The sequence below is a fragment of the Evansella vedderi genome, assembly GCF_030813435.1.
In the GTDB taxonomy this organism is placed as follows: Bacteria; Bacillota; Bacilli; order Bacillales; family Salisediminibacteriaceae; genus Evansella; species Evansella vedderi.
On the sequence record NZ_JAUSUG010000018.1, the window covers coordinates 37645 to 64122 of the forward strand.

General features: G+C 45.1%; 19 protein-coding genes and 1 riboswitch. Of the genes, 17 read left to right on the forward strand and 2 right to left on the reverse strand.

Annotated elements, in window-relative coordinates:
- Nucleotides 1-9: 9 nt before the first annotated feature.
- The 13 genes from sat (at nt 10) to metH (ending at nt 17009) form a co-directional block, all read left to right on the forward strand.
- The gene (gene sat, locus J2S74_RS19650) at nt 10-1149 is read left to right on the forward strand and encodes a sulfate adenylyltransferase (RefSeq protein ID WP_307329007.1); all 1140 of its coding nucleotides are present in this window, start codon (nt 10-12) and stop codon (nt 1147-1149) included.
- Nucleotides 1146-1751, forward strand: coding sequence for an adenylyl-sulfate kinase (cysC, locus tag J2S74_RS19655; protein ID WP_307329010.1), 606 nt, complete (start codon nt 1146-1148; stop codon nt 1749-1751). The genes sat and cysC overlap by 4 nt, the downstream gene beginning before the upstream one ends.
- A 277-nt stretch (nt 1752-2028) precedes the next feature.
- Complete coding sequence (locus tag J2S74_RS19660) at nt 2029-3660, forward strand: nitrite/sulfite reductase (RefSeq protein WP_307329013.1); 1632 nt, start codon at nt 2029-2031, stop codon at nt 3658-3660.
- Nucleotides 3661-3688: 28 nt separating this feature from the next.
- Nucleotides 3689-3907, forward strand: a complete 219-nt coding sequence (locus tag J2S74_RS19665; RefSeq protein WP_307329015.1) for a DUF3906 family protein — start codon at nt 3689-3691, stop codon at nt 3905-3907.
- 1 nt (nt 3908) lies between these two features.
- Nucleotides 3909-4964 (forward strand): anthranilate phosphoribosyltransferase, encoded by a 1056-nt coding sequence (locus J2S74_RS19670; protein WP_307329018.1) that lies wholly within the window; start codon nt 3909-3911, stop codon nt 4962-4964.
- Complete coding sequence (gene cobA, locus J2S74_RS19675; protein WP_307329019.1) at nt 4961-5764, forward strand: uroporphyrinogen-III C-methyltransferase; 804 nt, start codon at nt 4961-4963, stop codon at nt 5762-5764. The genes J2S74_RS19670 and cobA overlap by 4 nt, the downstream gene beginning before the upstream one ends.
- A 13-nt stretch (nt 5765-5777) precedes the next feature.
- Entirely contained in the window at nt 5778-6560 is a 783-nt protein-coding gene (locus tag J2S74_RS19680; RefSeq protein WP_307329022.1) for a sirohydrochlorin chelatase, read from the forward strand.
- Nucleotides 6557-7216, forward strand: coding sequence for a precorrin-2 dehydrogenase/sirohydrochlorin ferrochelatase family protein (locus J2S74_RS19685; protein WP_307329026.1), 660 nt, complete (start codon nt 6557-6559; stop codon nt 7214-7216). Before J2S74_RS19680 ends, J2S74_RS19685 begins: the two co-directional genes overlap by 4 nt.
- Nucleotides 7217-7481: 265 nt before the next feature.
- Nucleotides 7482-8447 carry a cysteine synthase A gene (cysK, locus tag J2S74_RS19690; RefSeq protein WP_307329029.1) on the forward strand — a complete coding sequence of 322 codons (966 nt, stop codon included), beginning with the start codon at nt 7482-7484 and terminating at the stop codon, nt 8445-8447.
- Nucleotides 8448-8906: 459 nt separating this feature from the next.
- Nucleotides 8907-9033, forward strand: a riboswitch (SAM riboswitch).
- Between the two features lie 269 nt (nt 9034-9302).
- Entirely contained in the window at nt 9303-10409 is a 1107-nt protein-coding gene (locus J2S74_RS19695; RefSeq protein WP_370876042.1) for a methionine biosynthesis PLP-dependent protein, read from the forward strand.
- Nucleotides 10402-11601: a cystathionine beta-lyase gene (gene metC, locus J2S74_RS19700; protein WP_307329035.1), complete on the forward strand. Its 1200-nt coding sequence runs from the start codon at nt 10402-10404 to the stop codon at nt 11599-11601. Before J2S74_RS19695 ends, metC begins: the two co-directional genes overlap by 8 nt.
- A 1-nt stretch (nt 11602) precedes the next feature.
- Nucleotides 11603-13525, forward strand: a complete 1923-nt coding sequence (locus J2S74_RS19705; RefSeq protein WP_307329038.1) for a bifunctional homocysteine S-methyltransferase/methylenetetrahydrofolate reductase — start codon at nt 11603-11605, stop codon at nt 13523-13525.
- Entirely contained in the window at nt 13506-17009 is a 3504-nt protein-coding gene (metH, locus tag J2S74_RS19710; RefSeq protein ID WP_307329040.1) for a methionine synthase, read from the forward strand. The genes J2S74_RS19705 and metH overlap by 20 nt, the downstream gene beginning before the upstream one ends.
- Before the next feature lie 740 nt (nt 17010-17749).
- Here the strand turns inward: metH and J2S74_RS19715 are convergent.
- On the reverse strand, nt 17750-18550 hold the full coding sequence (locus J2S74_RS19715) for an arginase family protein (RefSeq protein WP_307329043.1): 801 nt from the start codon (nt 18548-18550) through the stop codon (nt 17750-17752).
- Between the two features lie 642 nt (nt 18551-19192).
- Nucleotides 19193-20077, reverse strand: coding sequence for a hypothetical protein (locus J2S74_RS19720; protein ID WP_307329047.1), 885 nt, complete (start codon nt 20075-20077; stop codon nt 19193-19195).
- 194 nt (nt 20078-20271) lie between these two features.
- Here J2S74_RS19720 and J2S74_RS19725 point away from each other — a divergent pair, with 194 nt between their 5' ends.
- The 4 genes from J2S74_RS19725 to J2S74_RS19740 all read left to right on the forward strand — a co-directional run bounded on the left by J2S74_RS19725 (nt 20272) and on the right by J2S74_RS19740 (nt 26450).
- Nucleotides 20272-21279: a BMP family ABC transporter substrate-binding protein gene (locus J2S74_RS19725; protein ID WP_307329050.1), complete on the forward strand. Its 1008-nt coding sequence runs from the start codon at nt 20272-20274 to the stop codon at nt 21277-21279.
- Nucleotides 21280-21415: 136 nt separating this feature from the next.
- Nucleotides 21416-23248 (forward strand): sensor histidine kinase, encoded by a 1833-nt coding sequence (locus J2S74_RS19730; protein WP_307329052.1) that lies wholly within the window; start codon nt 21416-21418, stop codon nt 23246-23248.
- Between the two features lie 753 nt (nt 23249-24001).
- The gene (locus tag J2S74_RS19735; protein ID WP_307329056.1) at nt 24002-25819 is read left to right on the forward strand and encodes a GAF domain-containing sensor histidine kinase; all 1818 of its coding nucleotides are present in this window, start codon (nt 24002-24004) and stop codon (nt 25817-25819) included.
- Complete coding sequence (locus J2S74_RS19740; RefSeq protein WP_307329059.1) at nt 25812-26450, forward strand: response regulator; 639 nt, start codon at nt 25812-25814, stop codon at nt 26448-26450. The genes J2S74_RS19735 and J2S74_RS19740 overlap by 8 nt, the downstream gene beginning before the upstream one ends.
- Nucleotides 26451-26478: the final 28 nt, after the last annotated feature.

A 26478-nucleotide genomic window follows, 5' to 3' on the forward strand; every position in this document is an offset into this window, starting at 1 on the left:
GTAGATAAAATGAGTCTTAGTCAACCTCACGGAGGAAAATTACAGCAGCTAGTAAACGTAAATTATAATTATTCCGCAGTTTTTCAAACGGTGGAGCTAGACAAAATGGGGCTTTCCGATCTCGAATTAATAGGAAATGGTGCTTACAGTCCCTTAACAGGTTTTTTAGGAAAAGAGGATTATGAATCGGTTGTGCAGAATATGCGATTAGCCGATGGAACCGTTTGGAGCATTCCCATTACATTACCAGTATCCCCTGACATTGCCGAGGTACTAAAAATCGGGGAGAAAATTAAGCTTACATACGATGGTATCGTTTACGGGATTTTAGAACTCACAGAAAAGTTCTCCCCAGATAAAACCGTCGAAGCGGAAAAGGTTTACGGGACGACGGACCTGGAGCACCCAGGGGTGAACAAATTATTTTCTCGGGGAATTACGTATTTAGGTGGACCTATTACTCTAGTGAAAATCCCACCAAAGGATAAGTTTCAATCCTATTACTTGACGCCGGCAGAAACCCGGGAAGAGTTTCAAAAGCGTGGCTGGAAGACGGTTGTAGGTTTCCAAACGAGAAACCCTGTTCACCGGGCCCACGAATACATTCAGAAATCGGCATTAGAAATTGTCGACGGTCTTTTCTTAAATCCATTAGTGGGTGAAACGAAATCCGATGATATTCCGGCGGATGTGAGAATGGAAAGCTATGAAGTGCTACTGGAAAACTACTATCCACTAGACCGAGTATTCCTAGCGGTTTTTCCAGCGGCCATGCGCTATGCAGGACCGAGGGAAGCCATCTTCCATGCACTAGTGAGAAAAAATTATGGCTGCACGCACTTCATTGTGGGAAGGGACCATGCTGGTGTAGGCAACTATTATGGAACGTACGATGCCCAACTTATTTTCCGTCATTTTACGGAGCTGGAATTGGGAATTACCCCGTTGTTTTTCGAGCATAGCTTTTTTTGCAGTAAGTGCGGGAACATGACCTCCACGAAAACATGTCCACATGACAAGGAGGATCACATCATTTTATCGGGGACGAAGGTAAGGGAAATGTTGAGAAGCGGTCAAGTACCGCCGCCGGAATTCAGTCGTTATGAAGTGGTGCAAGTACTCATTAAAGGAATGAAGGTGACCGTATGAGCGGAGTAGGAGCAAAGAATATTTTTTGGCATGATACGGCAGTGACAAAGGCCGATCGTCAGCAGTTAAATAATCATAAAAGCTGTACTGTTTGGTTCACAGGCCTCTCTGGATCGGGAAAATCCACCCTCGCCAATGCGGTGGCGAAGAGGCTTCATGAACTGGAAGTGAGGACATATGTACTGGACGGGGATAATATCCGCCATGGCTTGAATAAGGATTTGGGATTTAGTCCAGAGGCCAGAACGGAAAATATCCGCCGAATTGGTGAGGTAGCCAAACTCTTTGTAGATAGCGGCGTCATCGTACTAACAGCCTTTATCTCCCCTTATCGGGAGGATCGACAATTAGTGAGAAATCTTCTGGAGGAGCAGGAATTTATAGAAGTGTACACGAAATGTACTCTAGATGAATGTGAAAAACGGGATCCGAAGGGACTGTACAAAAAAGCCCGCTCAGGAGTTATCAAAGAATTCACAGGAATCAGCGCCCCATACGAGGAGCCAGATCACCCTGAGATAATAGTACAAACAGACACACAAACCATTGAACAATCCGTAGAAAAAATAATACAACAACTAAAAGAACAAGGAATTATTTAAAAGGTAAATTATAAGACTGTTTTCGCAAACATTGTTGCTTTTTTGGAGAACACCATGGAAATGACAATTCTCAACATGCAATGAAAATTTGAGTCTGCTTAGAATGAGCGAAGGCCTGCGAGACTCCTGTGGGAGAATGGCCTAGACGAGACACCGCAGCGACGAAGTCGCGAGGAGGCTTGGCAGGTCACCCACGGAAAGGGAGCGGGCCGTAGCGAATGAACAACAAGATTTGGATTTTCAGGGTAACATTATAAAAAACAGGAGGTATTATTCCGTGACATATACAAAAGTTTGGGCTGATAACGAAAAGCTCAGCAAAGAAGAACAAAGGAAACTAGAAAAAGACGGCCTCGATATATTAAACGACATCCCGAAGTACGCAAAGGAAGGCTTCGAATCCATTCCAAAGGAGGATTGGAGTCACTTTAAATGGGCAGGGCTTTATTTACAAAAGCCGAAGGAAGACGGCTACTTCATGATGCGGGTGAATGTCCCATCTGGCATTCTTTCCTACGAGCAGGTGAAGGTCCTTTCTGGAATTGCAAAGGATTTCGGCCGGGATGTGGTGGATATCACCACCCGCCAAGCCATCCAATTTCATTGGTTAACCATTGAAAACATTCCATCCATTTATGAGCGGTTGGAGAGTGTCGGCCTCTCCTCCGTGGGGGCGTGCGGCGACATCATGCGAACGATTGTGGGGAACCCTCTGGCGGGGATTGACCCGAATGAACTCCTGGACACTAGTGAAATTGTTCAGGATGTGTATTGGCATTTTCAAAGAAACCTAGAGTTCTCTAACTTGCCGAGAAAATACAAGATTTCCATTTCATCCAACGTAAACAATGCACAAAATGCGGAAATCAACTGCTTATCTTTTGTTCCGGCAGTAAAAGAGATAGATGGAGAAGAGATAGTTGGGTTCCATTTACTAGCCGGTGGAGGTTTGTCTGCAAAACCATATTTAGCTCAAGAATTAGATGTTTTTGTAACTCCAGAGCAGGTGAAGGAAGTTACCATTGCCATGACGACCATTTATCGAGATTATGGTTATCGGGAAAAACGCCATCGAGCACGTTTGAAGTTTTTAGTGGCGGATTGGGGGCCTGAAAAGGTAACGGAGAAGCTCCTGGAATATGTGGACCTCCCTTCTAAAGGGAAGACGGTCTTAAAGGATTGGAATGCTGGGTATTTTTACGGGATCCATCCTCAAAAGCAGGAGGGGCTATCCTATGTTGGACTAAACATTCCCGTTGGGCGCCTCCATTCGGAGCAATTTCTCGCCCTTGCGGAAGCGTCAAAAAAGTATGGTAACGGGGAGGTTAGAACGTCCAACTCCCAAAATATTATTATCCCGAATCTTCCTCAGGAATCTATTGAAGCTTTCTTAGGGGAAGAGATTTTACAACAATTTTCCTTCGAGCCGAAAAACTTTATCGGTTACTCCGTATCATGTACTGGGATTGAATATTGCAATCTAGCATTGGTAGAGACGAAGGAAAGGATGCGGAAGATTGCCCATCTTCTGGATGAAGAGGTGGAACTGGATGTACCAGTACGTATTCATATGGTAGGCTGCCCGAACTCTTGCGGACAACGGCAAATTGCCGATATCGGCCTCCAAGGAATCAAGATGAAGACGAAGGATAAACAGCTGGTAGAAGCCTTCGAAATTTATGTTGGGGGAACCTTGACAGAAGATGCTAGATTTAACGAAAAGTTAAAGGGGAAAATTCCAGCAAACCAACTGGGGCAAGTCCTTGTGGGGCTTCTCCAAAGGGTAAAGGAAGAAAAAATAGCTGGAGAGAGCTTCCAACAGTTTTTCCAAAGGGCAGGGATAGAAGAACTGCAGCAATATTTAGACGCTGCCATTCAGGAAGTAGAGGAAGAAATCGTAAGCACATAACAACTTAGAGAAGAGGATAAGAGCTCACATGCAAATCTATCGTTTTGAAGGAATTATTAATGAAACAAAGAAAGTGACTGTGATTGTTGCTGCGAAGGACGACGATGCGGCCTTTGATCGGGCGGAGATAGAGATAGAGTCCAATTATTTGAAAAAACCAGTTATTGAAGAATTAACGCTCCTGGAGAAAAAGAAGCTTACCTCAGGAGGCGGATTTGTTATAGAAGGTACGGAAGGAAGGGATTAGAGTGAAGGAATGGATTAAGATAGTGGCCCGGGGCAAGAAAAATTCGAGGGATTTAACCTATGAACAGGCGCTGGAGGCAGCAAAGACAATAGCAGCAGGGGAAGCAACAGAGGCACAGGTGGCGGCATTTTTAGTTGCCCAACGGTTAAAAACCGAGTCCGTAAACGAAGTTCTCGCTTTTACGAAAAGCTTTCGGGATGCATCTGAAACCATTCCCTTAAAGGAAGGAATAAGGGAGCGCTGTATCGATTTTGCAGGAGCTTACACGGGGCGGAATACCTTTGCCGCAACGATACCCGTTTCCATTTTGTTAGCAGCAAATGGACTCCCTGTTTATTTTCACAGCAGTGATTCCCTTCCTCCGAGAAACGGTGTTTCCTTAAAGGACATCGTGACTCAATTGGGCATAGAGACGGACCTAAGCTCTGAGCAGGTGGGGCGAAGTATTGAACAAGTAAACATTGGCTTTGGCTGGACGGAAAAATTCGTTCCTCCATTAGCAGCTATTCGCTCTGTAAGGGAAGAGATTGGAGTAAGGAGCTTTATCAATACGGTGGAGAAGCTGTTGAATTTAACAGGATCCACTAGAGGAATGACAGGTATTTTTCATAAAACGGTGGTAGATTTAAATGCCAGTTTAATAGAACAGCAAGGTTTTCAAGAAGGCTATATTGTGCAAGGGGTGGAAGGGACGGAGGATCTCCCTGTCTATCGAAAAAGTATTTTTTACGAAGTGAAAGATGAGAAAACTCGTTCCTTCCAGGTGGATCCGAAGGAATACGGTTTTTGCCATAAACGGGAGGAAGAAAAGGAAAATCTTACGGCAGCAGAGCAGGCTCGGCTCATTCGTTCCATTTTAGAGGGGGACAATACGGAGGCGATTCAGTATTACCGGGATCAGGTGTTACTAAATGCGGGGATTCGCTATTACCTATTTGGGGTGACCGAAACGATTGATGAAGGAATCGAAGGGGCCAACACTCAATTGGAGCAGCAAAAGGGAGCGGACCATTTGGAAAAATGGCGCCACTGTGTCGAAAAGGAGCTGGTATTGTGAAGGGGCGTGCAGGGAAAGTTTATTTCGTTGGGGCAGGACCGGGGGACCCTAAACTAATCACCGTTAAGGGCGCCGAATTATTGGCGCAGGCCGATGTGATTATTTACGACCGGCTCGTCAATTTAGAACTATTAAACTATGGTAAAAAAGAGGCACATCGGATTTATTGCGGTAAAACTCCCAACTATCCTTCTATCTCTCAAGAGGAGATCAATGAAATTATTGTGGAGCATGCATTGGAAGGCAAGGCAGTGGTGAGATTAAAGGGGGGAGATCCAACCGTTTTCGGGCGAGTTGGAGAGGAAGCGTCCTTCTGTTTGGAGCACGGAATATCCTATGAAATTGTTCCTGGAATAACGTCGGGTATCGCTGCTCCCACCTATGCCGGTATTCCCCTCACACATCGAGAATTCAGTTCATCCTTTGCTGTTGTGACTGGGCAAAAACGAAAGGATCATGATCCAAAAGGAGATGAAATCCGTTGGGAAGGGCTCGCTAAGGCCGTTGACACTTTAGTTTTTTACATGGGGGTAAAGAATCTTCCTTATATTCGGGAAAACCTGCTGCTTCATGGAAGGGACCAGAACACGCCGGTCGCCTTGGTTCGCTGGGGTACGTATGATCATCAAGAAACGCTAGTGGGGAAACTTCACAATATTGTTGAACTTGTGGAGGCCCGTAACTTTCAATCTCCCGCTATAATTGTGGTTGGGGAGGTTGTTTCCTTAAGGGAAAAGCTAGCTTGGTTTGAAGAAGAGGGTAACCAGGAAATTTTATTAAAGGAAGCAATGACTAGTTAAGGGAGTTTTTCGTATGAAAGTAGAAGCTTCAGTTGGTGTTCTTGTGATCGCCCACGGATCGCGGGATACTAGATGGGTAAAGGAAATTGAGGAAGCGGTGGAACAATTGGCCTTAGAGGTGCCGATCTCCATCGGTTATTTGGAGCTAGTGGAAGGGAAAAGCATCCCCGAGGCGGTTCGTTCTTTGGAAAGGCAAGGGGCGACTGTAATCATCGCCGTCCCCCTGTTCATTTGTTCCGGAAGTACGCATTTAGAAGAAATTAAATACTCCCTCGGGGTGACCTCCCATTGCCGGATAGAAACTTCTTTGGAAAAAATCCATCCGGCAGCGGAGATTATTTGGTGCGATGCCATGGATGATCATCCGTTGATGATCGAGATATTGTTGGAACGGGTCAAGGAGTTATCAGAGGAGCCAGCGAAAGAGGTGGTCATGCTCGTGGCCCACGGGAGCGAAAAGCCTGGTTTTCATCATTTGTGGGAGTTCACCTTAAAACAAATGACCCATGCCGTAAAAAGTAGATTTCCTTTTCACGATGTCATTTACGGAACCCTTCATCCTGACACAGTTGCTGAACAGGCTCAGCTTATTGTCTCTGCCCATAAAAAACTGCTGGTAGTCCCTGTTTTTTTAAGCGAAGGCTATTTTACAAAAAAGGTTATTCCGCAGAAATTAGCAGGAATAGATTTTCAGTGGTCGGGGCGGACCTTTCTACCCCATCCGTTCGTTACGAAGTGGGTTGAAGAAAGGGTTCGCAGCGCTTTATTGAGATTAGAGGGAGTGGATCACCGTTGAAAACACCATTAGCTGTTCATTTACAGGGGCGCCCCTGTGTCGTCGTTGGCGGTGGTGCCGTTGCAGAAAGAAGAACAGGGATTTTGCTTCATGGCGGTGCCGCAGTAACGGTGTTAAGTCCAGAACTCACTCCCGGCTTACGTTTGCGTCTGGAGAAGGGTGAATTCGACTATGTAGAAGGGAGCTACGAGGAAGAGAAGTTTGCGGAATGGTTTCTTCAGAAGCCCCCGTTTCTCGTTGTAGCCGCCACCAACTCGAGGTCCGTCAATGAACGGGTTTTTCAGCAATGCAAAGAAGTGGTTCCCTTGATCAATATTGTGGACAATCAAGCTGCTAGCACCTTCCACTTTCCAGCTGTCATGGAGCAGGGACCCTTACAAATAGCCGTCACCACTTCTGGATTAAGCCCCCTCTTGGGGAAAAAAATAGTGGAGGAGCTATCGGAAGCGTATGGAGAAGAATATGGTGTTTTTCTGCAGCGCCTAGGGGTTTTACGGGAAAAGGTTTTAAAGGAAGTAGAGGATTCGGAAGTTAGGAGAGAGATTCTGAAGGCAGTAGTAAATCATAAAGGGATTGTCGAAAAGTTTAGGCAGGAAAAGATTGAAGCCGGAGATAATCTTATAACTGAGATTGTTGATAAATTTACACGGAATTAAAAGGATTATTATGAAGTTGTGTGGAAGCTGTTACATAAGCTTTTTTCTAAAGCTCTGTTAAACTTTGATGTTGATTTTCGCTTCAGGCGCTCGCTTTCCACGGGCAACGCTTCAGCCTCCTCGTTCCTGCGGGGTCTTCAGCTGTTGCTTCTCCCGCAGGAGTCTCGCGCCTTCCGCTTCAATCAATGCTGTTTATAAATCAACACTGTTCTTTAACAGAGCCTTGTTTAAAAATCTATAATTAATATTTAGGAGGAATTATGACATGAGCAATCCATTAGAGAGACCAAAAATTGCAAAAAACTTAACAGAGTTAATTGGGAGAACACCCCTTTTACGTTTGAATGGGATTAGTGACGCAACAGGTGCTGAAGTTTTAGGAAAATTAGAGTACTTCAACCCGCTTGGAAGTGTTAAAGACCGTATTGGGAACGCGATGATCACCGCTGCAGAAGAAGCAGGATTGTTGAATGAAGACTCTGTAATCATTGAGCCCACAAGTGGAAACACTGGGATTGCGTTGGCATTCGTTGCTGCTGCGAAGGGCTATGACTTAACGTTAGTTATGCCAGAAACAATGAGTATTGAGCGCCGTAATTTGCTTAAGGCACTTGGGGCGAAGATTGTATTAACAGAAGGTCCGAAGGGGATGAAAGGGGCAATTGCCAAGGCGAACGAACTAGTGAAGGAAACGCCAAACGCCTTCATGCCGCAGCAGTTCTCTAACCCTGCCAACCCGGAAGTACACCGCTTAACGACTGCGGAGGAAATTTGGGAAGATACATCAGGAAATGTGGATATTTTGATCAGCGGAATTGGAACTGGTGGTACGATAACCGGTGTAACAGAGGTACTACGTGAGCGCAACCCTGAGTTCAAAGCTATTGCCATCGAGCCGACGGATTCCCCTGTTTTAAGCGGTGGAACTCCAGGACCACACAAAATCCAAGGTATCGGACCAGGATTCGTACCAGATATATTGAACACAGAAGTGTTCGATGAGGTAGTAACAGTTGCTAACGAAGACTCTTTTAAAGCATCTCGAGTTGTGGCGAAGGAGGAAGGACTGTTAGTGGGGATTTCCTCTGGAGCTGCTTTACACGCGGCAAAACTTATTGCGGAAAGGCCTGAAAATAAAGGGAAAACAATTGTTGTTATCCTTCCAGACACAGGGGAAAGATACCTATCCACTGCATTGTTCCAAGAGGAAGAAGCGCAGAAGACGGTTTAATATGGCTTAGGGAGTTGCTGTTGTAGCTGGATTTCTGTTTATGATTAGTCGTTCGCGTTTCATGAAAAACCCATGAAACGCGAATTTCTTTTTAGAGACGGGGGATATGAAGCCCGAAATCAAGGGGAAGCCGGGGAAAAGGTAACTATGAAGTGTTCTTAGAAATGCTTAAGGAACGAAATTGAAGCAGAAGAAGAGCCAAACACGTTCATAGAAAGGTTAAAGAAACGCGAAAGCGAGGAAACGGAAAGAACTCGCGTTTCAAAAGGGGTTTATGAAACGCGAAAGCGAGGTAACTAAAAGAACTCGCGTTTTTAAATCCAAGAAAAAAATCAGCTGCAAACATGAGTCTCCGAAAGAGGAAAAACAAATTTAAATAAAAATTAGAATAATTTAGAAAAAACAATTGACTCCTATCCAATTAATCCATATAATGGAACTTAATTAAATATTGAAGGACTCTTATTCAGAGAGGTTGAGGGATCTGGCCCTATGACACCTCGGCAACCATTGGATGTATAAAGCATACATTCAACAGGTGCCAATTCCAGCAGAACGGAACTAAACACGTTCTGAAAGATAAGAGGTCCGACGGGAAATCTAGCTTAAGACATTTCTGTTAGTTTATCGTCGACCTCTTTGTGGAGGTCGACGTTTTATTTTGCCAAATAACTAAGGTAAGACCTCCGACAATTGAGTTTTTCCAAATGAAACAAAAGAGGCTTTATGCCAGGGAGGTTTAAGAAAATGAAAGAATCCAAAGAAGATGTACCGGCACGATGTACGAATGAAAACCAACATGCAACTACAGCACCGCATCACTCCACCAACAGTATCGAAACGCAATTAGTTCAAATGGGAAATCGAAGTGAGAAAACAACTGGGACGGTAAGTGCTCCAATATACTTATCATCAGCCTATCGCCATCAAGGAATCGGGCAGTCCACCGGTTATGATTATACGAGAACGGGGAATCCTACGCGCCAAATTGTAGAGGAGGCTATCACACAATTAGAGCTTGGGGACCAAGGTTTTGCCACGAGCTCAGGAATGGCGGCGATACAAACGATCTTTGGGCTGTTTAAACAGGGGGATGAAATTATTGTTTCCCATGACCTGTATGGTGGGTCCTATCGACTTTTCCAGCAAATCCTTCAACATTACGGACTCGTCTTTCACTATGCGGACATCCGCCGGCCGGACCAATTTGAACAACTCATTAACGAAAATACAAAGGCATTATTTATTGAAACACCGACAAATCCATTAATGCAGGAGGCAGACCTTACTACATACGGGCAAATTGTCAGGGAAAACGACCTAATCCTGATCGTTGATAACACTTTCTATACACCGATTCTCCAGCAGCCTATTCGCCATGGGGCTCATATCGTCATTCACAGCGCCACCAAATATTTAGGTGGACATAATGATGTGCTGGCGGGACTCATTGTTGCGAAGGGGGAGGCTTTATGTGAAAAATTAGCAATGCTGCATAACGGAATTGGAGCTGTGTTGTCTCCATTTGACTCCTGGCTCCTGATCCGTGGGATGAAAACCCTCTCCCTCAGGATGAAAAAACATGAGGAAAATGCAAAAGCGATCCAGCAACATTTAGAACAAAGTCCTTATGTGGAAGACGTTCTTTATCCGGGGCGCGGGGGAATGATTTCCTTCCGAGTAAAACGAGAATCCGTCATCAACCCATTCCTCCAAAACCTTAAGCTCATCACTTTTGCCGAGAGTTTAGGGGGAGTGGAAAGCTTTATTACCTTTCCGGCAACACAGACCCATGCAGACATTCCAGAGGAAATTCGAATCGCTAATGGTGTTTGCAACCGACTCCTCCGTTTTTCCGTCGGGGTGGAGGATCACAACGATATCATAAGGGATTTGGAGCAAGCCCTAAAGGCGGCGTCATCTATTCAATCTGAGGAAGGAGTTGGACTTTCCAATGGTTAGGGAGAATTTTAGCTTTGAAACGAAACTCATTCATAATCAACATTCGGTGGACCCGTGGACAGGAGCGGTAAGTGTTCCGATACAACATTCCTCCACCTTTCACCAAGGGGATTTCGAGAGCTTTGGGAAATATGATTATTCCCGTTCGGGGAACCCGACGCGGGAGGCCCTTGAAGAAACCATTGCTCATTTGGAAGGGGGAGTAAAGGGGTTTGCCTTTTCCTCAGGGATGGCTGCCATTTCTACCGCTTTTTTACTCCTTTCCAAAGGTGACCACGTTCTCATTTCAGAGGATGTGTACGGTGGAACGTACCGGATGATTACGGAAGTTCTCTCCCGTTTTGGGGTGGAGTACAGCTTTGTGGATACGACGGACTTGGGAAAAATCGAGTCGAATCTCCAACCAAACACGAGGGTCATTTATGTGGAAACACCGTCCAATCCACTTCTTAAAATTTCAGATATAAAAGGAATTTGTCAATTAGCTAAACAGCACAACTGTTTAACCTTTGTGGATAATACATTCTTAACTCCAGCCTTGCACCGCCCGTTAGAATTGGGAGCGGACGTGGTCCTGCACAGTGCAACGAAGTTTCTCTCAGGCCATAGTGATGTGGTTGCGGGCTTGGCTGTTGTGAAGGACCCTGAACTAGCGGATAAGATTGGCTTTTTGCAAAATACATTCGGAGCGGTTCTAGGTGTTCAGGATTGTTGGTTAGTTCTTCGTGGCCTCAAGACTCTCCACGTTCGTCTGCGGCAATCCCAGGAGTCGGCGCGGCAAATCGCAGCCTACTTAACCACCGTACCAGAGGTGACCGATGTATTTTTTCCAGGGCTCAAAAGTCATCCGGGAAGACGTCTTCATGAGGAGCAGGCGGAGGGGCCGGGGGCTGTGCTCTCCTTTTCCTTAAAGGATGCTCGGGCGGTAAAAACGTTTGTGGAGGAGTTGCGAATTCCGGTGTTTGCTGTGAGTTTGGGGGCGGTGGAGTCCATTTTGTCTTATCCTTCGAAAATGTCCCATGGGGCCATGCCGGTGGAGGAGCGGGAGAAGCGGGGAATTCACGATGGGCTCCTGAGGTTGTCTGTCGGCTTAGAGAGGGCGGAGGATTTGATCGAGGATTTTGAGGGGGCGTTTGCTGCTTTAAAAAGGGAGTCGCAGGAGCTTGGCGCTTGGAATAGGGGAGCGATCTGATATGGGATTTTTAGAGGACATTCAAAAGGGGACGATTATTGCGGACGGTGCTATGGGGACGCTCCTTTATTCCAATGGGATTGGAAATTGCTTTGAGGAGTTGAACCTTTCTGATCCGGAGCAGGTGAAGGGGATTCACGTGGAATATTTAGAGGCGGGGGCCCAGGTTATTCAAACGAATACGTATGGTGCCAATTACGAAAAGCTTCTCCGCTATGGATTAGAAGATCAGGTGAAGGCGATCAATTCGGCAGCTGTACGCCTTGCCCGTGAAGCGGTAAGGGAATACGGCGAGAAGGCTGGTCCCGTTGGGGAAAACAAGTATGTGTTTGGTACGATCGGTGGAAATAGGAGCATACCGGGGAGAGACATTCCTATCTCCGAGATCAAGCGGAATTTCCGTGAACAGCTATATTGCCTTTTGCTTGAAGAGGTTGATGGTATTTTACTAGAAACCTTTTACGATTTGGAAGAGTTGAGCACGGTTTTGGCTATTGCTCGGAAGGAATCCACGCTGCCGATAGTTTCCCAGCTTTCGTTGCAGGAGGTGGGCATGGTCCAGGGGGGCCTTTCCGTTACGGAGGCCTTTAAGAGATTAGAAGATATGGGGACAGATGTGGTAGGGCTCAATTGCCGGATGGGACCGCATCATATGATCCGGTCACTAGAAGGAGTTCCCCTTCCGGCCCGAGCCTATCTTTCGGCGTACCCAAACGCCAGCTTACCGAGCTACAATGACGGGCGGTTTCATTACTCATCCAATTCGGAGTATTTTCGAAAATCTGCGTCGGATCTGTGGGAGCAGGGGGTTCGCCTGTTTGGAGGGTGCTGCGGTACAACTCCGGAGCATATTAAAGCCATTGCCAGTGCGGTAAAAGGCAAGGATCCGTTAAAGGAGAAACAAATCAGTCCTATTGTGACGAAGATCGAAGTGGAAGTGGATGGGGAGGGGAAGCCATCAAAGGGAAACGTGCCTCTTCACGAGCTTCCATTTCAGCGAGAGTCCATTATCGTAGAGTTGGACCCGCCGAAGAATTTAATTACTGGAAAATTTTTAGAAGGGGCCAAGGCGTTGAAGGACGCGGGTGTGGATGCCATGACGATGGCAGACAATTCCCTGGCGTCACCGCGGGTATGTAATTTAAGCATGTCCATGCTCGTGAAGGAAAAGGTAGATGTTCCGTCCGTTGTTCATCTCACTTGCCGGGATCGAAATTTAATTGGTCTCCAATCCCATCTCATGGGGCTGTCGGCACTAGGATTAGAGAATATATTGGCGATCACAGGGGATCCGGCGAAGGTGGGGGATTTTCCGGGGGCCTCCTCCGTTTATGACCTGTCCTCCTTCGAACTAATTCAATTGATAAAACAGTGTAATGAAGGGCAGTCCTTCACGGGGAAATCCCTAGGGAGAAAAACAAATTTCACCGTGGGGGCAGCTTTTAATCCCAATGTGAAATATTTAGATAAAGCGGTGGAACGGCTGGAGAAAAAGATTGCCTGCGGGGCCGACTACTTTTTAACACAGCCAGTGTTTTCTGTAAAACAGATGGAAGAGATTTTTGACCAAACAAAGGACTTGAAGGCGCCCATTTATTTAGGCGTCATGCCACTCACTAGCCACCGCAATGCAGAGTTTTTGCACCATGAAGTCCCAGGCATTACCCTCACAGACGACATCCGTCAGGTGATGGAGCGTCATCAAGGGGATAAGGCCCAATCCAAAAGGGAAGGGATTGCCATTGCCAAAAATTTAATTGACGGAGCACTGAACTATTTTAAGGGGATTTATCTTGTTACACCATTTATGAATTATGAAATGACTGTGGAGTTAACGGAGTATATTCGGGAGAAAACGGGGACAAATGCTAACCAACAACTAGGAGAAAAAAGGAAGGTATCAGATGGCTATAACATTATTTGAGGAACAGCTGAAAAAGAAAATATTGATTTTCGACGGAGCCACAGGGACGATGTTTCAACAGGCAGGGCTCACTGCAGAGGATTTTGGCGGCGAGGAATACGAGGGCTGTAATGAATTTCTAAATATTACGGCCCCCCATATCGTGGAGGATATTCACCTGCAATATTTGGATGCAGGGGCCGATATGATTGAAACGAATACGTTCGGTGCTACGAGCATTGTTTTAGATGATTACGACCTTGGGCACCGTGCCGAGGAGATTAACTTTGTTTCTGCGCAAATCGCTCGGAAGGCAGCGGATAAGGTAGCTACTCCTGAATGGCCTCGCTTTGTGGCTGGATCCATGGGGCCAACGACGAAATCTTTGTCTGTTACTGGAGGTATTACCTTTGAAGGCTTAATAGAAACATATGTGGGCCAGGTCCGGGGCTTGCTCCTTGGAGGAGTGGACGTTCTTTTAGTGGAAACGTGCCAGGATATGCGGAATGTGAAGGCGGCCTTCATTGCCATCAAGCGGGTCTTTGAAGAGCAAGAGAAGGAATTGCCGATCATTGTATCTGGGACGATCGAGCCCATGGGAACCACATTGGCAGGGCAAAACATCGAGTCCTTCTATATTTCTTTAGAGCACATGAAGCCAGTTATGGTCGGTTTGAATTGTGCCACCGGTCCGGAGTTTATGCGTGATCATTTAAGGTCTTTGTCGGAGCTCGCCACAACGGCAGTAAGCTGTTACCCCAATGCTGGCCTTCCCGATGAAGAGGGGAATTACCATGAATCCCCCGATTCCTTGGCAAAAAAAGTAGCAGGATTCGCGGAAAAGGGCTGGCTTAACATGGTAGGGGGCTGCTGCGGCACAACGCCAGAGCATATCCGTTCTATTGCAAAAGCAGTGGCAGGTTTTGCCCCAAGGGAAATTCCTGCCGGCCATCCTCATGTAGTATCTGGGATTGAACCGTTAGTCTATGACGAAGGAATGCGCCCGTTGTTAGTAGGGGAGCGGACGAATGTTATTGGTTCCCGGAAGTTTAAAGGAATGATCGCGGAAGGGAAATACGAAGAGGCATCGGAAATTGCCCGGGCACAAGTGAAGGGTGGAGCCCATGTAATTGATATTTGTTTAGCGGATCCCGACCGTGATGAGTTAGAGGACATGGAGGCTTTCCTGAAGCAGGTGATTAATAAGGTGAAGGTTCCCCTGATGATTGACTCCACTGATGAAAAGGTGCTGGAACAGGCCCTTACGTATTGCCAAGGGAAGGCCATCATCAACTCTATTAATCTAGAGGACGGGGAAGAGCGCTTTGAAAAAGTTGTTCCCTTGGTGCATCGCTTCGGTGCTGCGGTAGTAGTTGGAACCATTGATGAGGAAGGAATGGCCACGACAGCGGAGCGGAAGTTGGCGGTGGCGAAGCGGTCGTATGATTTATTAGTAAATAAATACGGCTTGGAGCCTTCCGACATTATTTTTGACCCGTTAGTCTTTCCAGTAGGAACAGGGGATGAGCAGTATATTGGGGCCGCCAAGGAAACGGTGGAAAGTCTCCGCTTGATTAAGGAAGAGCTGCCAGAGTGCTTAACTATCCTTGGGGTGAGTAATGTCTCCTTCGGGTTGCCACCCGTGGGCCGGGAAATCGTCAATGCGGTGTATTTATACCACTGCACGAAAGCGGGCCTCGACTACGCCATCGTTAATACGGAAAAACTGGAGCGATTTGCTTCCATCCCGGAGGCAGAACGGGAGATGGCGGAGCGGTTATTATTTGAAACAACGGATGAGTCACTGGCTGAGCTTGTTCAGTTTTATCGGGGGAAAAAGTCCACGGATAAGGTGAAGCCTGTTTCGTCCATGAATCTTGAGGACCGCCTTGCCCACTATGTGGTGGAAGGGACGAAGGAAGGTTTGTTGCCGGACTTGGAGGAGGCACTGGGATCGTATCCAGATCCACTGGAAATCATTAACGGTCCTTTAATGAAGGGAATGGCAAAAGTAGGGGAGCTTTTTGACCAAAATCAACTGATTGTGGCAGAAGTGCTGCAGAGCGCCGAAGTGATGAAAACGGCCGTTGCCTTCCTGGAGCCTCACATGGAAACGAAGGATGAGAGTGGAAAAGGGAAGGTGTTGTTAGCAACCGTCAAAGGGGACGTCCACGATATTGGAAAAAATTTAGTGGAGATCATTTTAAGCAATAATGGCTTTAAGGTGGTAGATCTAGGAATTAAGGTAACGCCACAGCTTTTAATTGAAGCCATTCAGAAGGAGAAACCGGATATTATTGGACTGTCGGGACTGTTAGTAAAATCCGCCCAGCAAATGATGCTCACAGCCCAGGATTTACGGCAGTCGAACATTTCCATTCCTATTCTCGTAGGAGGCGCCGCCTTATCAAGGAAATTTACAGACACAAAAATTTCCCCAGAGTACACCGGTCCTGTTATTTACGCAAAGGATGCCATGGACGGGTTGAATATTGCCAATCGGTTGCGAAGCTCTAGCTTGGAGGAACGGGAGCAATTCGTTGTTCAATTGAGGGATAAGCAGGCTAAAAGGGCGGAAGCAGTTGGTGGGGCTTCTTCGGATGGAGGTTCTGGTACTGGTACAGGTTCGGGTTCGGGGGCTGCAGCCACTGAAACTGCAACTGCTACGGCGGTTCGGACACGATCGACGGCTGTTGCATCGGATGTGCCTGTTCATAAGCCAGCAGATTTGTCCCGTCACATCCTTCGGGATATCTCCCTGCCCCATGTTGCTTCCTATATAAACTGGCAAATGCTATTGGGGAAGCACCTCGGTCTTCAGGGGAAGGTGGAACAACGTTTACAGGATGGAGACGAGAAAGCTGTGCAGCTGAAGGAAGTAGTCGATGATCTTCTGCAGTTAGGGGTGAAGGAGAAGCTCCTCTCATTGAACGGCATCTATCAGTTTTTCCCAGCCCAGTCGGAGGGGAATGATATTATCATTTATGATCCTAAGGATGAGGGAAGGGTGTTGGAACGGTTTACCTTCCCGCGGCAAGGAAAAGCCCCTTATTTATGTTTAGCTGATTTTCTGAAATCAGTGGACAGTGGTGAAATGGATTATGTGGGCTTCTTGTCTGTCACTGCCGGCAAGGGTGTTCGGGATCTTGGGCAGCGGTGGAAAGAAGAAGGAGAGTATTTGAAGAGTCATGCCGTTCAGGCGCTAGCTTTGGAGTTGGCGGAAGCCAGTGCAGAATACGTCCACCATTTGATGCGAGACCAATGGGGGATTGCGGACCCTATCGATTTTTCCATGAAGGACCGATTCGCCGCTAAATATCAAGGGATCCGCGTATCGTACGGCTATCCCGCCTGTCCGGATTTAGAGGACCAAGGGAAGTTGTTTGGCTTGCTTCGGCCGGAGGACATTGGGGTGCAGCTGACAGAAGGTTTTATGATGGAACCGGAGGCGTCGGTCACCGCCATGGTATTCGCCCACCCGCAAGGAAGGTATTTTAGCGTTTAAGATGATTAAATGTGTACGGTGCATTTGAAAGCACCCTTCTTGGAACGTGATTTTACTACAATATGTCACGTTCCTCGGTGGAAGAACACGATTGTTCCCGAAAAGGGAGAGCCAGCAGGGTTTAGGTAACATTAAGGGTTGGAATGATCCCGAAAAGGAAGAGCCAGCTGGGTTTAGGTAACCTTAAGGGTAGAAATGATCCCGAAAAGGAAGAGCTAGCTGGGTTTAGGTAACATTAAGGGTAGAAATGATCCCGAAAAGAGAGAGCCAGCAAGAATTGGGTAACATTAAGGGTTGAAATGATCCCGAAAAGGGAGAGCCAGCAGGATTTAGGTAACATTAAGGGTAGAAATGATCCCGAAAAGAGAGAGCCAGCAAGAATTGGGTAACATTAAGGGTTGAAATGATCCCGAAAAGGGAGAGTCAGCAGGGTTTAGGTAACATTAAGGGTTGGAATGATCCCGAAAAGGGAGAGCCAGCAGGGTTTAGGTAACATTAAGGGTTGAAATGATCCCGAAAAGGGAGAGCAGCAAGGCATTGGGTAACATTAAGGGTAGAAATGATCCCGAAAAGGGAGAGTCGGCAGGATTTAGGTAACATTAAGGGTAAAAATGATCCCGAAAAGGGAGAGCAGCAAGGAATTGGGTAACAATTAAGGTTAGAACGGTATTGGGTCTATGAACGGTGTCTTATTCTTTAACCATTTCGATTTATAATTGGGGACTGCAAACTGCAGTCCCCTAATTTACTCTCGCATGTGCGATGCGGGAACAGCTTTTTACCGTTTGCAGTAGGGTACGATTTGCTTGCTCGTTTAAGTGTGTGGCCAGTAACCCTTCTTTATCAAAAAAATCAATGGCAGGATATTCGCCACAAATATCGACTCCGATGATGGACTTATGCTCTGAAAGACTTTGGAGTATTGATCGGAGGGTGGCGAGCTGCATTTTCCCGTGATCCCAATTGGTTTTTGCTGCCGTTTCATCAAGGACATCCTTGTCAATGCTTATGTAAATGTTGGCCGTTGGTATGAGTGATTGAATGTGGGAGAGAAGTTTAGTTTCCTTTTGAAAAAGAATGTGGTTGTGTGGAATAATGGAAATTTTGCTGCGAAGGTGTGCTGGGATTTGTTCTGTTGTGAAATCTGGTCGGATGCCTACAATAACGACCTTTTCCAGGTTGGGTAAGCTCTCGAGTGCGTGAAGTACCCACGAACCGCATGAGAGCAGCGGCATAAAGGATGGCTCCTGTAGGTCTGTATGGTTGTCTAAAAGGACTAATGTAAATGGCGAGTCAATTTCCTGAAGGAGCAGCAAACTGACATAATGGTAATTGCCGTTACCAATGAAGGTAATGCCTTTGTTGCGGCGGTGCTGCAGCCTCTCATAGATTTCTGCACGAGCTTCATTGGAACAATACCTGCTGGTGGACGGAATGTCCTCCATGGGAATCCATTCAAAGGTTGAGTCATGTAGAAATTTTTGCGATACATACGTGTGATCAAAGTCTAAAACAGTAACCTCATTATGTGTGATGCTCATGACAAGATTCACCCCTCCATTCAATTTTTGCTCGATGATTCTTTGAAAATAGGAATCTAATCTCCTGAAAAATCATTTGGGCGTGACAAGTTATGAAGTTGATCATGCTGCAAATTGAAAAGGCTTGTTATAAAAAAATATAGCGTTGAAGTAAATACATATGACCATGAGAAGTAAAATATGAAGTAAATAGAAGGTGTTCTATGAACCTATTATTATAATTTTAAACAATAGATTGGAGAGTTCAAGATTATTTGTAAATGGTAACAAAACTTTCGAAAATTAGTATGTGAGTCCGGTCTATTCTGGAGGTTTATTACAGTTAAAGGAGGAAGGAAGGCTGAAGTGTCAAAGGTAGGCAGAAGCGTTGACAGTTGAGCGAGCATGAAAGGTTAAAGTGTCAAAGGATGGCAGAAGTATTGACAGTTGAGCGAGCATGAAAGGTTGAAGTGTCAAAGGTAGACAGAAGTATTGACAGTTAAGCGAGCATGAAAGGCTGAAGTGTCAAAGCTTAGAAGAAGAATTGACACTTCAGCAAGCATAAAAGTCGAAGTGTCAAAGCTTACCAAAAGCATTAACAGTTGAATGAGAACCAAGGACTGTAGTGGCAACATTTTTTCAAACTAAATTATTTTTCCTATCCTATTGATCTCCAGCACGATGCAACTCTAATCCTAATGCATTTATTTTAGCCACCAGTAATTTGTTTGGTTCGGGGTCCACAATTTCTATCCTCGTGCCGGGATGTAAATTCTCCAAGTATTGATCGATTTCTTGGCGGTCCGCTTCATTGTAGGAATGCCCCACAATGATAAAGGTATCAAATTCACCTGCCGCCTCCTTGAAGGTAGCTATTCCTTCCTTCACCCACCGCAGTGAACGTTGATAATTTTCTTTGTGGGGAGGAATGATGTCTGCTTCAAAACGAGGCTCCAGCCATTCTTGCTTCGGAACCGTTTCTACTTTTCCTTCATCAAGCAACGCGGTCGTATACTCCCAACGCTCACTACTGCGATGGTCAGAGTCAATATCGAAGTCGATGGAGCCGTGGGGCTTCACGATGGGGACGCCAACCGGCTCCTCATCAGATCCAGTTCGGTAATACCGAACTCCAGCTACCTTTAATGATTTTTCCAACAGTAAGTCGTAATTAAAGGAAACGAACATTCCTAACTCATCTCGGTGCTCCCGAAACCACTTCGTCCAATGCCATTGGGAGATGTTGTGATGCTCCAATTGCAGCTGCAAAGTAGCGTAGGATAAGGAAAGAAACCGTCGCAATTGACAGTCTTTATCCCAATTATAAGAGGGACTGCCCATAAATTTTTCAATGGCCAGGTAATCGTTCTTCTCCCCCTTGGCCAAGGGAAACAGCTCTTCCCTAATGGCAGGTAATTTGGGAAGGAAATGACTGTAGGAGATTCCTTCATTTTCAAATTTAGACAATGGTTGAGATGGGTTTAAACCAACTTTTTCGCTAAAATCAATGGTGAACCCGTTACCAACGAGCATGCAAATATTTCCCATCCAAATCCCTCCTTTCATTCTAAAGTCCGTCCATACTTTACATGGTAAAGTATCAACATATGACTCACTTTTTAAACAGCAATGCTCCTGGCACTTCCTTTGTCGAAAATGAAAGAAAAGTATTCTAGTTCAAGTAGACCACTATCCTTTTTTTCGATAGAATAGAAGTATTGTAATTAAAGGAGAGAACGAGAATGCAGCAATCCAGACAGCTTAGAGGAATTATTATCATATCAACAATTGTTGCTATCATTTTTATACTAGTAATGATGTTTAAAATGAGGGATATCCTACACAGCACGAACGAAGCTGAAGATAATAGAACGATGGTCGCGATTATTACCTCCGATGAGGTGGTGGACCAAAGCTGGGGAAGTCTTGCCTATTTGGGCCAGTTAAAAATCGAGGAGCAGTTTCCCGTGATAGTGAGCTTTTCTAGTGAAAAAAATACGGAGGAACGGATGGAGATGGCAACTATGGAGGCTATCGATGCTGGGGCTGAGGTGATCATTGGTCACGGTCGAGAATTTTCTGGTGTGTTTACAGAAGTGGCTCCGTCCTACCCAGACATTCATTTCGTCACTATTCACGGTAACAGCGAACACCCGAATCAATCGGTTTATACGTACTGGCAAAATGAAATGGAGTATTTCCTCGGCTTGGCAGCGGCCCTAAAAACAGAAACGAATAAGGTTGGTGTACTTGACCCTATTCACCCGAGGGAGCAAGATCCCCAATTTGAAATAGGCTTACAGTTTTATAACCCTGATGCTTCCCTTTACTATAGTACTGTTGGGAGCAGGGAAGATGGGGAAAAAGCCGTGGAACTGTTTCAGGAGATGATCGACAATGGGGTTGACGTCATCTACACAAAGGGGAACGCGTACAATAGAGACGTCATTGAACATGCGAAAAAACATGGAATATATGTTATTGGTTATTTAGATGACCAGTCCTATATGGCGGAGAACCTCGTGTTAACCTCCATGTTAAATGATGTCTCCCAAGCCTATGTGGAGATTATGAATGATTTTTTCAGTGAAGCAGGTATACCTTCTGGAAAAAATATATTGGACGAGACACACGGAGTATATAGCTTAGCGCCATTTGGACCAATGTTTACTGAGGAAGAAAAAGAATTTATCCAAGGGGAAATGCAAAAATTTTCCCAAGGCAAATTAACCTTCCCCGAAACAAATTGAAGCAAACTGTTTTAGAAAATATAATGCTATTTTTTAAAAAGCTTGGAGAAGCGGAAGGCGTCCGCCTGAAGCCTATCCAAGCCAAATTATATCCTATAAATCTTGAATACACCGAAATAATAAAGGAGGAGAGGGTATGAAAAATTTTCTAAGAAACTTAACATTTCGAAGCAAGATCTTATCTGTCCTTCTCCTAGCTACGATACTTTTAAGTAGCTTCTCCCTCGTACTCATTACCTCTGTAGGGAAGATGAACGAGGTTAGTAATGAAATTATTTACAGCAATATTCCGGAATTAGTCTGGCTTTCCCATTGGGATGAGGACCTTAAGGCGAAGGAACAATTTGTGAATCGATCTATAAACAATGAATTTTGCTGTGACTTTATTGAAAACTATGAAGCTATCACAAGAAATTCTTTAACTGAGCTTTACGAGAAGTATGGGGAAGTCCCTCCTTCGTTAGAAAAAATCCAACGTGAAATAAACAGACTAGATTTTCTAATCATTAATAATGTACAGGGACTTCTTGATATGAATGATCAAGAAGCAGCAGCCCATTTTGTTAATAGGGAGTATATTCCCAATCTGCATCAAATAAAGGATGAAATGGGAGCTGTAAAAAATGGTGTTTTTGTGAGTCTGCATACCCATGCCGATTCCTTTACCGCGATTATTCGCGACGCATTGGGCATGCTATTGCTAGTTACCATATTGGTTATTGCCCTATCCATTTATTTTTCCTATCGAATTAGTGAGAATTTAACGTACCCAATAGAAAATATGGTGAAAAAGGTAGATCGTATTGCGAACGGGGATTATGGGTTAACGATTAAAGAAGCGTCACAGGTAGAATTAAATCTCTTAACGACCTCTATTAATGAAATGTCCGTCCGTTTAAAACAGTCCTTTCATACGATCATGAACGATAAAATGTATCGGGAGCAAATCTTAAATTCCATGCCTATAGGTATCGTCACCTATGATCAAGAAGGGACGGAGTTCTCCTTCAACACAGCGGCAAAAAATCTATTAGGGACGGAAAAAGCCGTTAAAGATTTACTTGAGAAGGGGGCTCCCCTTAAAGGGAATAATGTTTTCTGGGAGTATTTTCAATCCCAGGAAATCATGCAAAACGTGAAGGTTCCTTTTGTATACGGAGAAGAAAAGCGTGCACTTCTCCTTTCAAAATCAAAGTTATTGAACGAGCGTGGGGAAGTGATTGGGCGTATTTTGCAATTTATTGATATTACGGAAACAGAGGAGTTAGAACAGAAAATACATCAAAAGGACAAGCTTGCTCTCTTAGGGGAGTTGGCAGCGGGAGCCGCCCATGAAATTCGCAATCCATTAGCCGTTATTGACGGTTTCCTATCCTTAATGAATTATTCCTTTTCAGATAAGGAGAAGGATCAGTATCACCTCCCCCTTTTGAAAAAGGAGCTAGAACGAATTAACTCCATCATTGAGGAGATGCTCCTCCTTACGAAGCCAAGCGCACCGCATTTTAAAGAGGTTTATGTAGAAGATATCATAAATGACATCGTACCCCTTATGTCTGATTTGGTAGAGTACAAGGATATTTCTTTTCATGTTAACCTTCATCGAGAAGCATTGACTATCGATGAAAAACAGATGAAACAGGTCTTTCATAATTTAATACGCAATAGCGTGGAGGCTATGGAAGCAAAGGGAACGATCACCCTTACCTCTAAGGTGATTGGAGGATGGTATTTTATTTATTTGAAAGACGAAGGACCAGGCATCCCGGAGAGCGTGCAGTCCTCCATTTTCGACCCATTCTTAACATTAAAAGAGACGGGAACAGGATTAGGATTAACCATTGTTCAGCGAATTATAGAAAACCACAAAGGGAAAATCGAATTAAAAGCATCTTCACCGGAAGAGGGAACGACATTCGTCATCAGCCTTCCACGATCAACAGTAAAACCAGCAACCAAAGGAGCTTAGCCCGCCTGTAACGAGTTCGAGCGATAATCTATGCGAGTTAAACAACGTTTTCCATAATACAACTAAAGTACTATTAATCTATATCGTTGGGGCAATAGATTAGCGCTTTCCCCTGTTGCATAATAAAAGGGAACCTTTCATCCAGGGAAAGGTTCATCCCGACATTGGTTAGTGGAACCCCCATTAGACCAGTTCGGGATTTTTTTTCCTTTGAAAACCCACGATGGGAGTCTAACCTGAAAATACAAACTCCATGTTGCCGTTTGCCCTCTCAAAGGAGAGAAAGGCGGCGACTCCAGTGGGAAAAGCAATAGGCGAAGACACCGCAGGGTGCACTTCCCGAGGAGGCTGAGGCATTGCCCCGCGGAAAGCGTCCGCCTGAAACGGATTCGAGAGACAATGTACAATTTTCATTCTCCATGGTGCAAGCTTTCTATTGCATGAAGGTCTAACCTGAAATACAAATCAGGTTGTCATTCGCTACGGGCCACTCCCTTTCCGCGGACGACCTGTCAAGCCCCCACGGAATTTGCCCTGTGTGGTCTTGCCTGGCTCGTTCTCCCGCAGGAGTGTCGTGGACCTTCGCTCATTCCGGATAAATTAATTGTCATTTCCACATTTTTTTGCCACCATCAATAGGTTTACCATAGATTTCTAGTCAAATAAAATGGCAACTTTGTTTGTTTTTCTGTGGTTTACTAGTAAAATAAATATACGGAAAATTCAGTACAAATCAAATGGAGCGTAACCACCATGAATACTTCAAAACGAGAACAATTGGCAAAAGTTTATATGATGGGCCTTTCTATAGGAGGCTGGTGTGTGGTAGCGGGAAGCTTTTTTTATATGGAACTGCCTGCAACAAGTCAAATTCTTTTATACCTTATGCTTGTGGCATTTCTAGCGCTTACAGAGTATTTCCCCATTCCAGTGTGGAAGGGGAACAGTTCCATTAGTTTTCCAATCATCTACGCAATGGACCTTGTTTTCGGTCTGCCCGTGCTGCTCATGAGCTACGCGGTCATTGTTTTCCTTATTAACTATTTACATAGACGGCCAATAAGAATAATATTTTTTAACCCCGCACAGCTAGTGGTGAGCTATTTTCTAGCGAAAAACCTCACCGATTTTTTAACCAATGTTACAGCAAACTTTTCCCAGCCCGTTGGACATTTGCTTTTTGAACTGACGCTGCTCGTGTTTTTCTTCTATCTTATCAACAATATTATCGTGGATATCGTTTTATGGATTCGCCCGCAGCCCTATCGTCTCACCGTTTGGTTGCAAAAATGGGGATCGGAAGTTTTTAGCGCAGGCATTGCCTACTTTTACGTGGCGCTCATGATTTTTCTAGGGGCTCAAGGGAGGTCCCATCTCGATATATTCGCCGCCTTTTTCTTTTTCTCCCCATTAGTGGGCTTTTCTCTCCTGTCTTCTAGCATTGCAAGGTTGCGAAAGGAGAGAAATCGCCTGAAGGCCATGTTTGCCTTTACGAATGATCTCAACAAGACACTTCCTTCCCAGGAATGGATCTCTTCCTCCGCCCATCATTTGCAGGAGCTTCTGGATGTGCAGGCCATCATGCTACTCAGCCGCGACGGAGAATGGCAGCAGGAGTATAAGGAAGGCCTTGTCCTTGGGAAAAAAATAGATACGAGCCATCTGGAGCCATTAATGGAAACAGAACTCATTATGAATCGGCGAAAGAAATCAGGTCCCTTGGACACTTATTTTCACCCAAGTATTAACGCCTTGGTCTATGCTCCTCTGCTTCTAGACGAGGAGCCCGTTGGATTGCTTGTGGTTGGAAAAACCCGTACCTTCAGCTTTGACGATGAAGATGTGAGGTCGATTTCCACCCTCGCAAACCAGCTTGCTGTCGCTATTAAAACAAAGCTATTAATCTCTGAACAGAAGGAGAAAAGAGTGTTAGAAGAGCGGAATCGCATTGCTAGGGAGATTCACGATGGGGTAGCACAAACCCTTGCTGGAGCCGTCATGAACTTGGAAACGGCGCAAAAGAAGTTTTCCAAAAGCCCAAGTGATTCCTTGACTCTCGTTGAAAAAAGCTTAAGTGGACTCCGGAATGGGTTAAAGGAAATTCGCCAATCCATTTACGCCCTGCGGCCAAAGGGATCGGAAAGGGTAGGGCTGGAGCAAGCCATTAGAAAAAGAATTGAAATCATTCGACAAGCATCGTTAAACATTTCCTTTGAGGTCCGTGGAAAAATAAGGCTCCTCCCTGGTGAAGTGGAGAAGGTCATGTTTGAAACATTCCAAGAGAGTGTACAAAATACGATGAAACATGCGGAAGCTACGAAGGTGGATGTTTTATTAAGCTATCAAAGCAAACATGTGCTGTTAAAGGTGAAGGACAATGGTCGCGGTTTTTCCTTATATGATGCCCTGTTAAAGGCAAGGGAGGAACCCCATTTCGGCCTGTTGAGTATGAATGAAGAGGCAGAAAAGATTGATGCCTCTTTGCAGATCGACAGTAAACCTGGAGAAGGTACGGATATCATCTTGACGATACCACTGGAAAAAATAGAAGGGGATGATTTGGATGATTAAAATCATGCTAGTTGACGATCACGGCGTTTTACGGGACGGGCTGAAAAATATATTTGAGATGGAAGAGGATATGACTGTAGTGGGGGAGGCCGTGAGCGGTGCCGATGCCCGGAGGAAACTGAAGGATTCCAAGGCAGATATTATCGTTCTCGATATTAACCTCCCCGATGTAAATGGAGTGGATATGATTAAGGAGTTCAAGGAAAACAAGGAAGATATGAAAACCTTAATTTTGACGATGCACAGTCATAAAGAGTATTTTATGTCTGCCATCCGGGAAGGTGCCGATGGTTATTTATTGAAGGATTCCCCATCGGATCAAGTAGTGGAAGCAGTACGGACAATCATGCGAGGAGAATCGGTCATCCATCCAGTGATGACAAAAAAGCTCATTAGCTTCCACCATGAAGAAAATAACAAGGAAAAGGAAACGGTTTTGACAGAGAGGGAAAAGGAAGTCCTCGTCTGCCTTGTGGAGGGTCTCAGTAACAAGGAAATAGGGGAAAAACTATTTATCAGTGAAAAAACAGTAAAAATACATGTTAGTAAAATTTTTAAAAAATTAAAGGTGAAGTCCAGGTCCCAAGCAGTCATCCACGCCGTCCAGGAAAAGCTTGTGCCATTACCATAGATCCTGGTACCTTAAACAACCATTGTTG

Coding starts and splice junctions, on each gene's coding strand:
- J2S74_RS19665 (WP_307329015.1), top strand. CDS start 3,689: ATGCAAATCTATCGTTTTGAAGGAATTATTAATGAAACAAAGAAAGTG.
- metC (WP_307329035.1), top strand. CDS start 10,402: ATGGTTAGGGAGAATTTTAGCTTTGAAACGAAACTCATTCATAATCAA.
- cysK (WP_307329029.1), top strand. CDS start 7,482: ATGAGCAATCCATTAGAGAGACCAAAAATTGCAAAAAACTTAACAGAG.
- J2S74_RS19680 (WP_307329022.1), top strand. CDS start 5,778: ATGAAAGTAGAAGCTTCAGTTGGTGTTCTTGTGATCGCCCACGGATCG.
- cysC (WP_307329010.1), top strand. CDS start 1,146: ATGAGCGGAGTAGGAGCAAAGAATATTTTTTGGCATGATACGGCAGTG.
- J2S74_RS19705 (WP_307329038.1), top strand. CDS start 11,603: ATGGGATTTTTAGAGGACATTCAAAAGGGGACGATTATTGCGGACGGT.
- J2S74_RS19725 (WP_307329050.1), top strand. CDS start 20,272: ATGCAGCAATCCAGACAGCTTAGAGGAATTATTATCATATCAACAATT.
- metH (WP_307329040.1), top strand. CDS start 13,506: ATGGCTATAACATTATTTGAGGAACAGCTGAAAAAGAAAATATTGATT.
- sat (WP_307329007.1), top strand. CDS start 10: ATGAGTCTTAGTCAACCTCACGGAGGAAAATTACAGCAGCTAGTAAAC.
- J2S74_RS19720 (WP_307329047.1), bottom strand. CDS start 20,077: ATGGGAAATATTTGCATGCTCGTTGGTAACGGGTTCACCATTGATTTT.
- J2S74_RS19740 (WP_307329059.1), top strand. CDS start 25,812: ATGATTAAAATCATGCTAGTTGACGATCACGGCGTTTTACGGGACGGG.
- J2S74_RS19735 (WP_307329056.1), top strand. CDS start 24,002: ATGAATACTTCAAAACGAGAACAATTGGCAAAAGTTTATATGATGGGC.
- J2S74_RS19730 (WP_307329052.1), top strand. CDS start 21,416: ATGAAAAATTTTCTAAGAAACTTAACATTTCGAAGCAAGATCTTATCT.
- J2S74_RS19715 (WP_307329043.1), bottom strand. CDS start 18,550: ATGAGCATCACACATAATGAGGTTACTGTTTTAGACTTTGATCACACG.
- J2S74_RS19695 (WP_370876042.1), top strand. CDS start 9,303: ATGGGAAATCGAAGTGAGAAAACAACTGGGACGGTAAGTGCTCCAATA.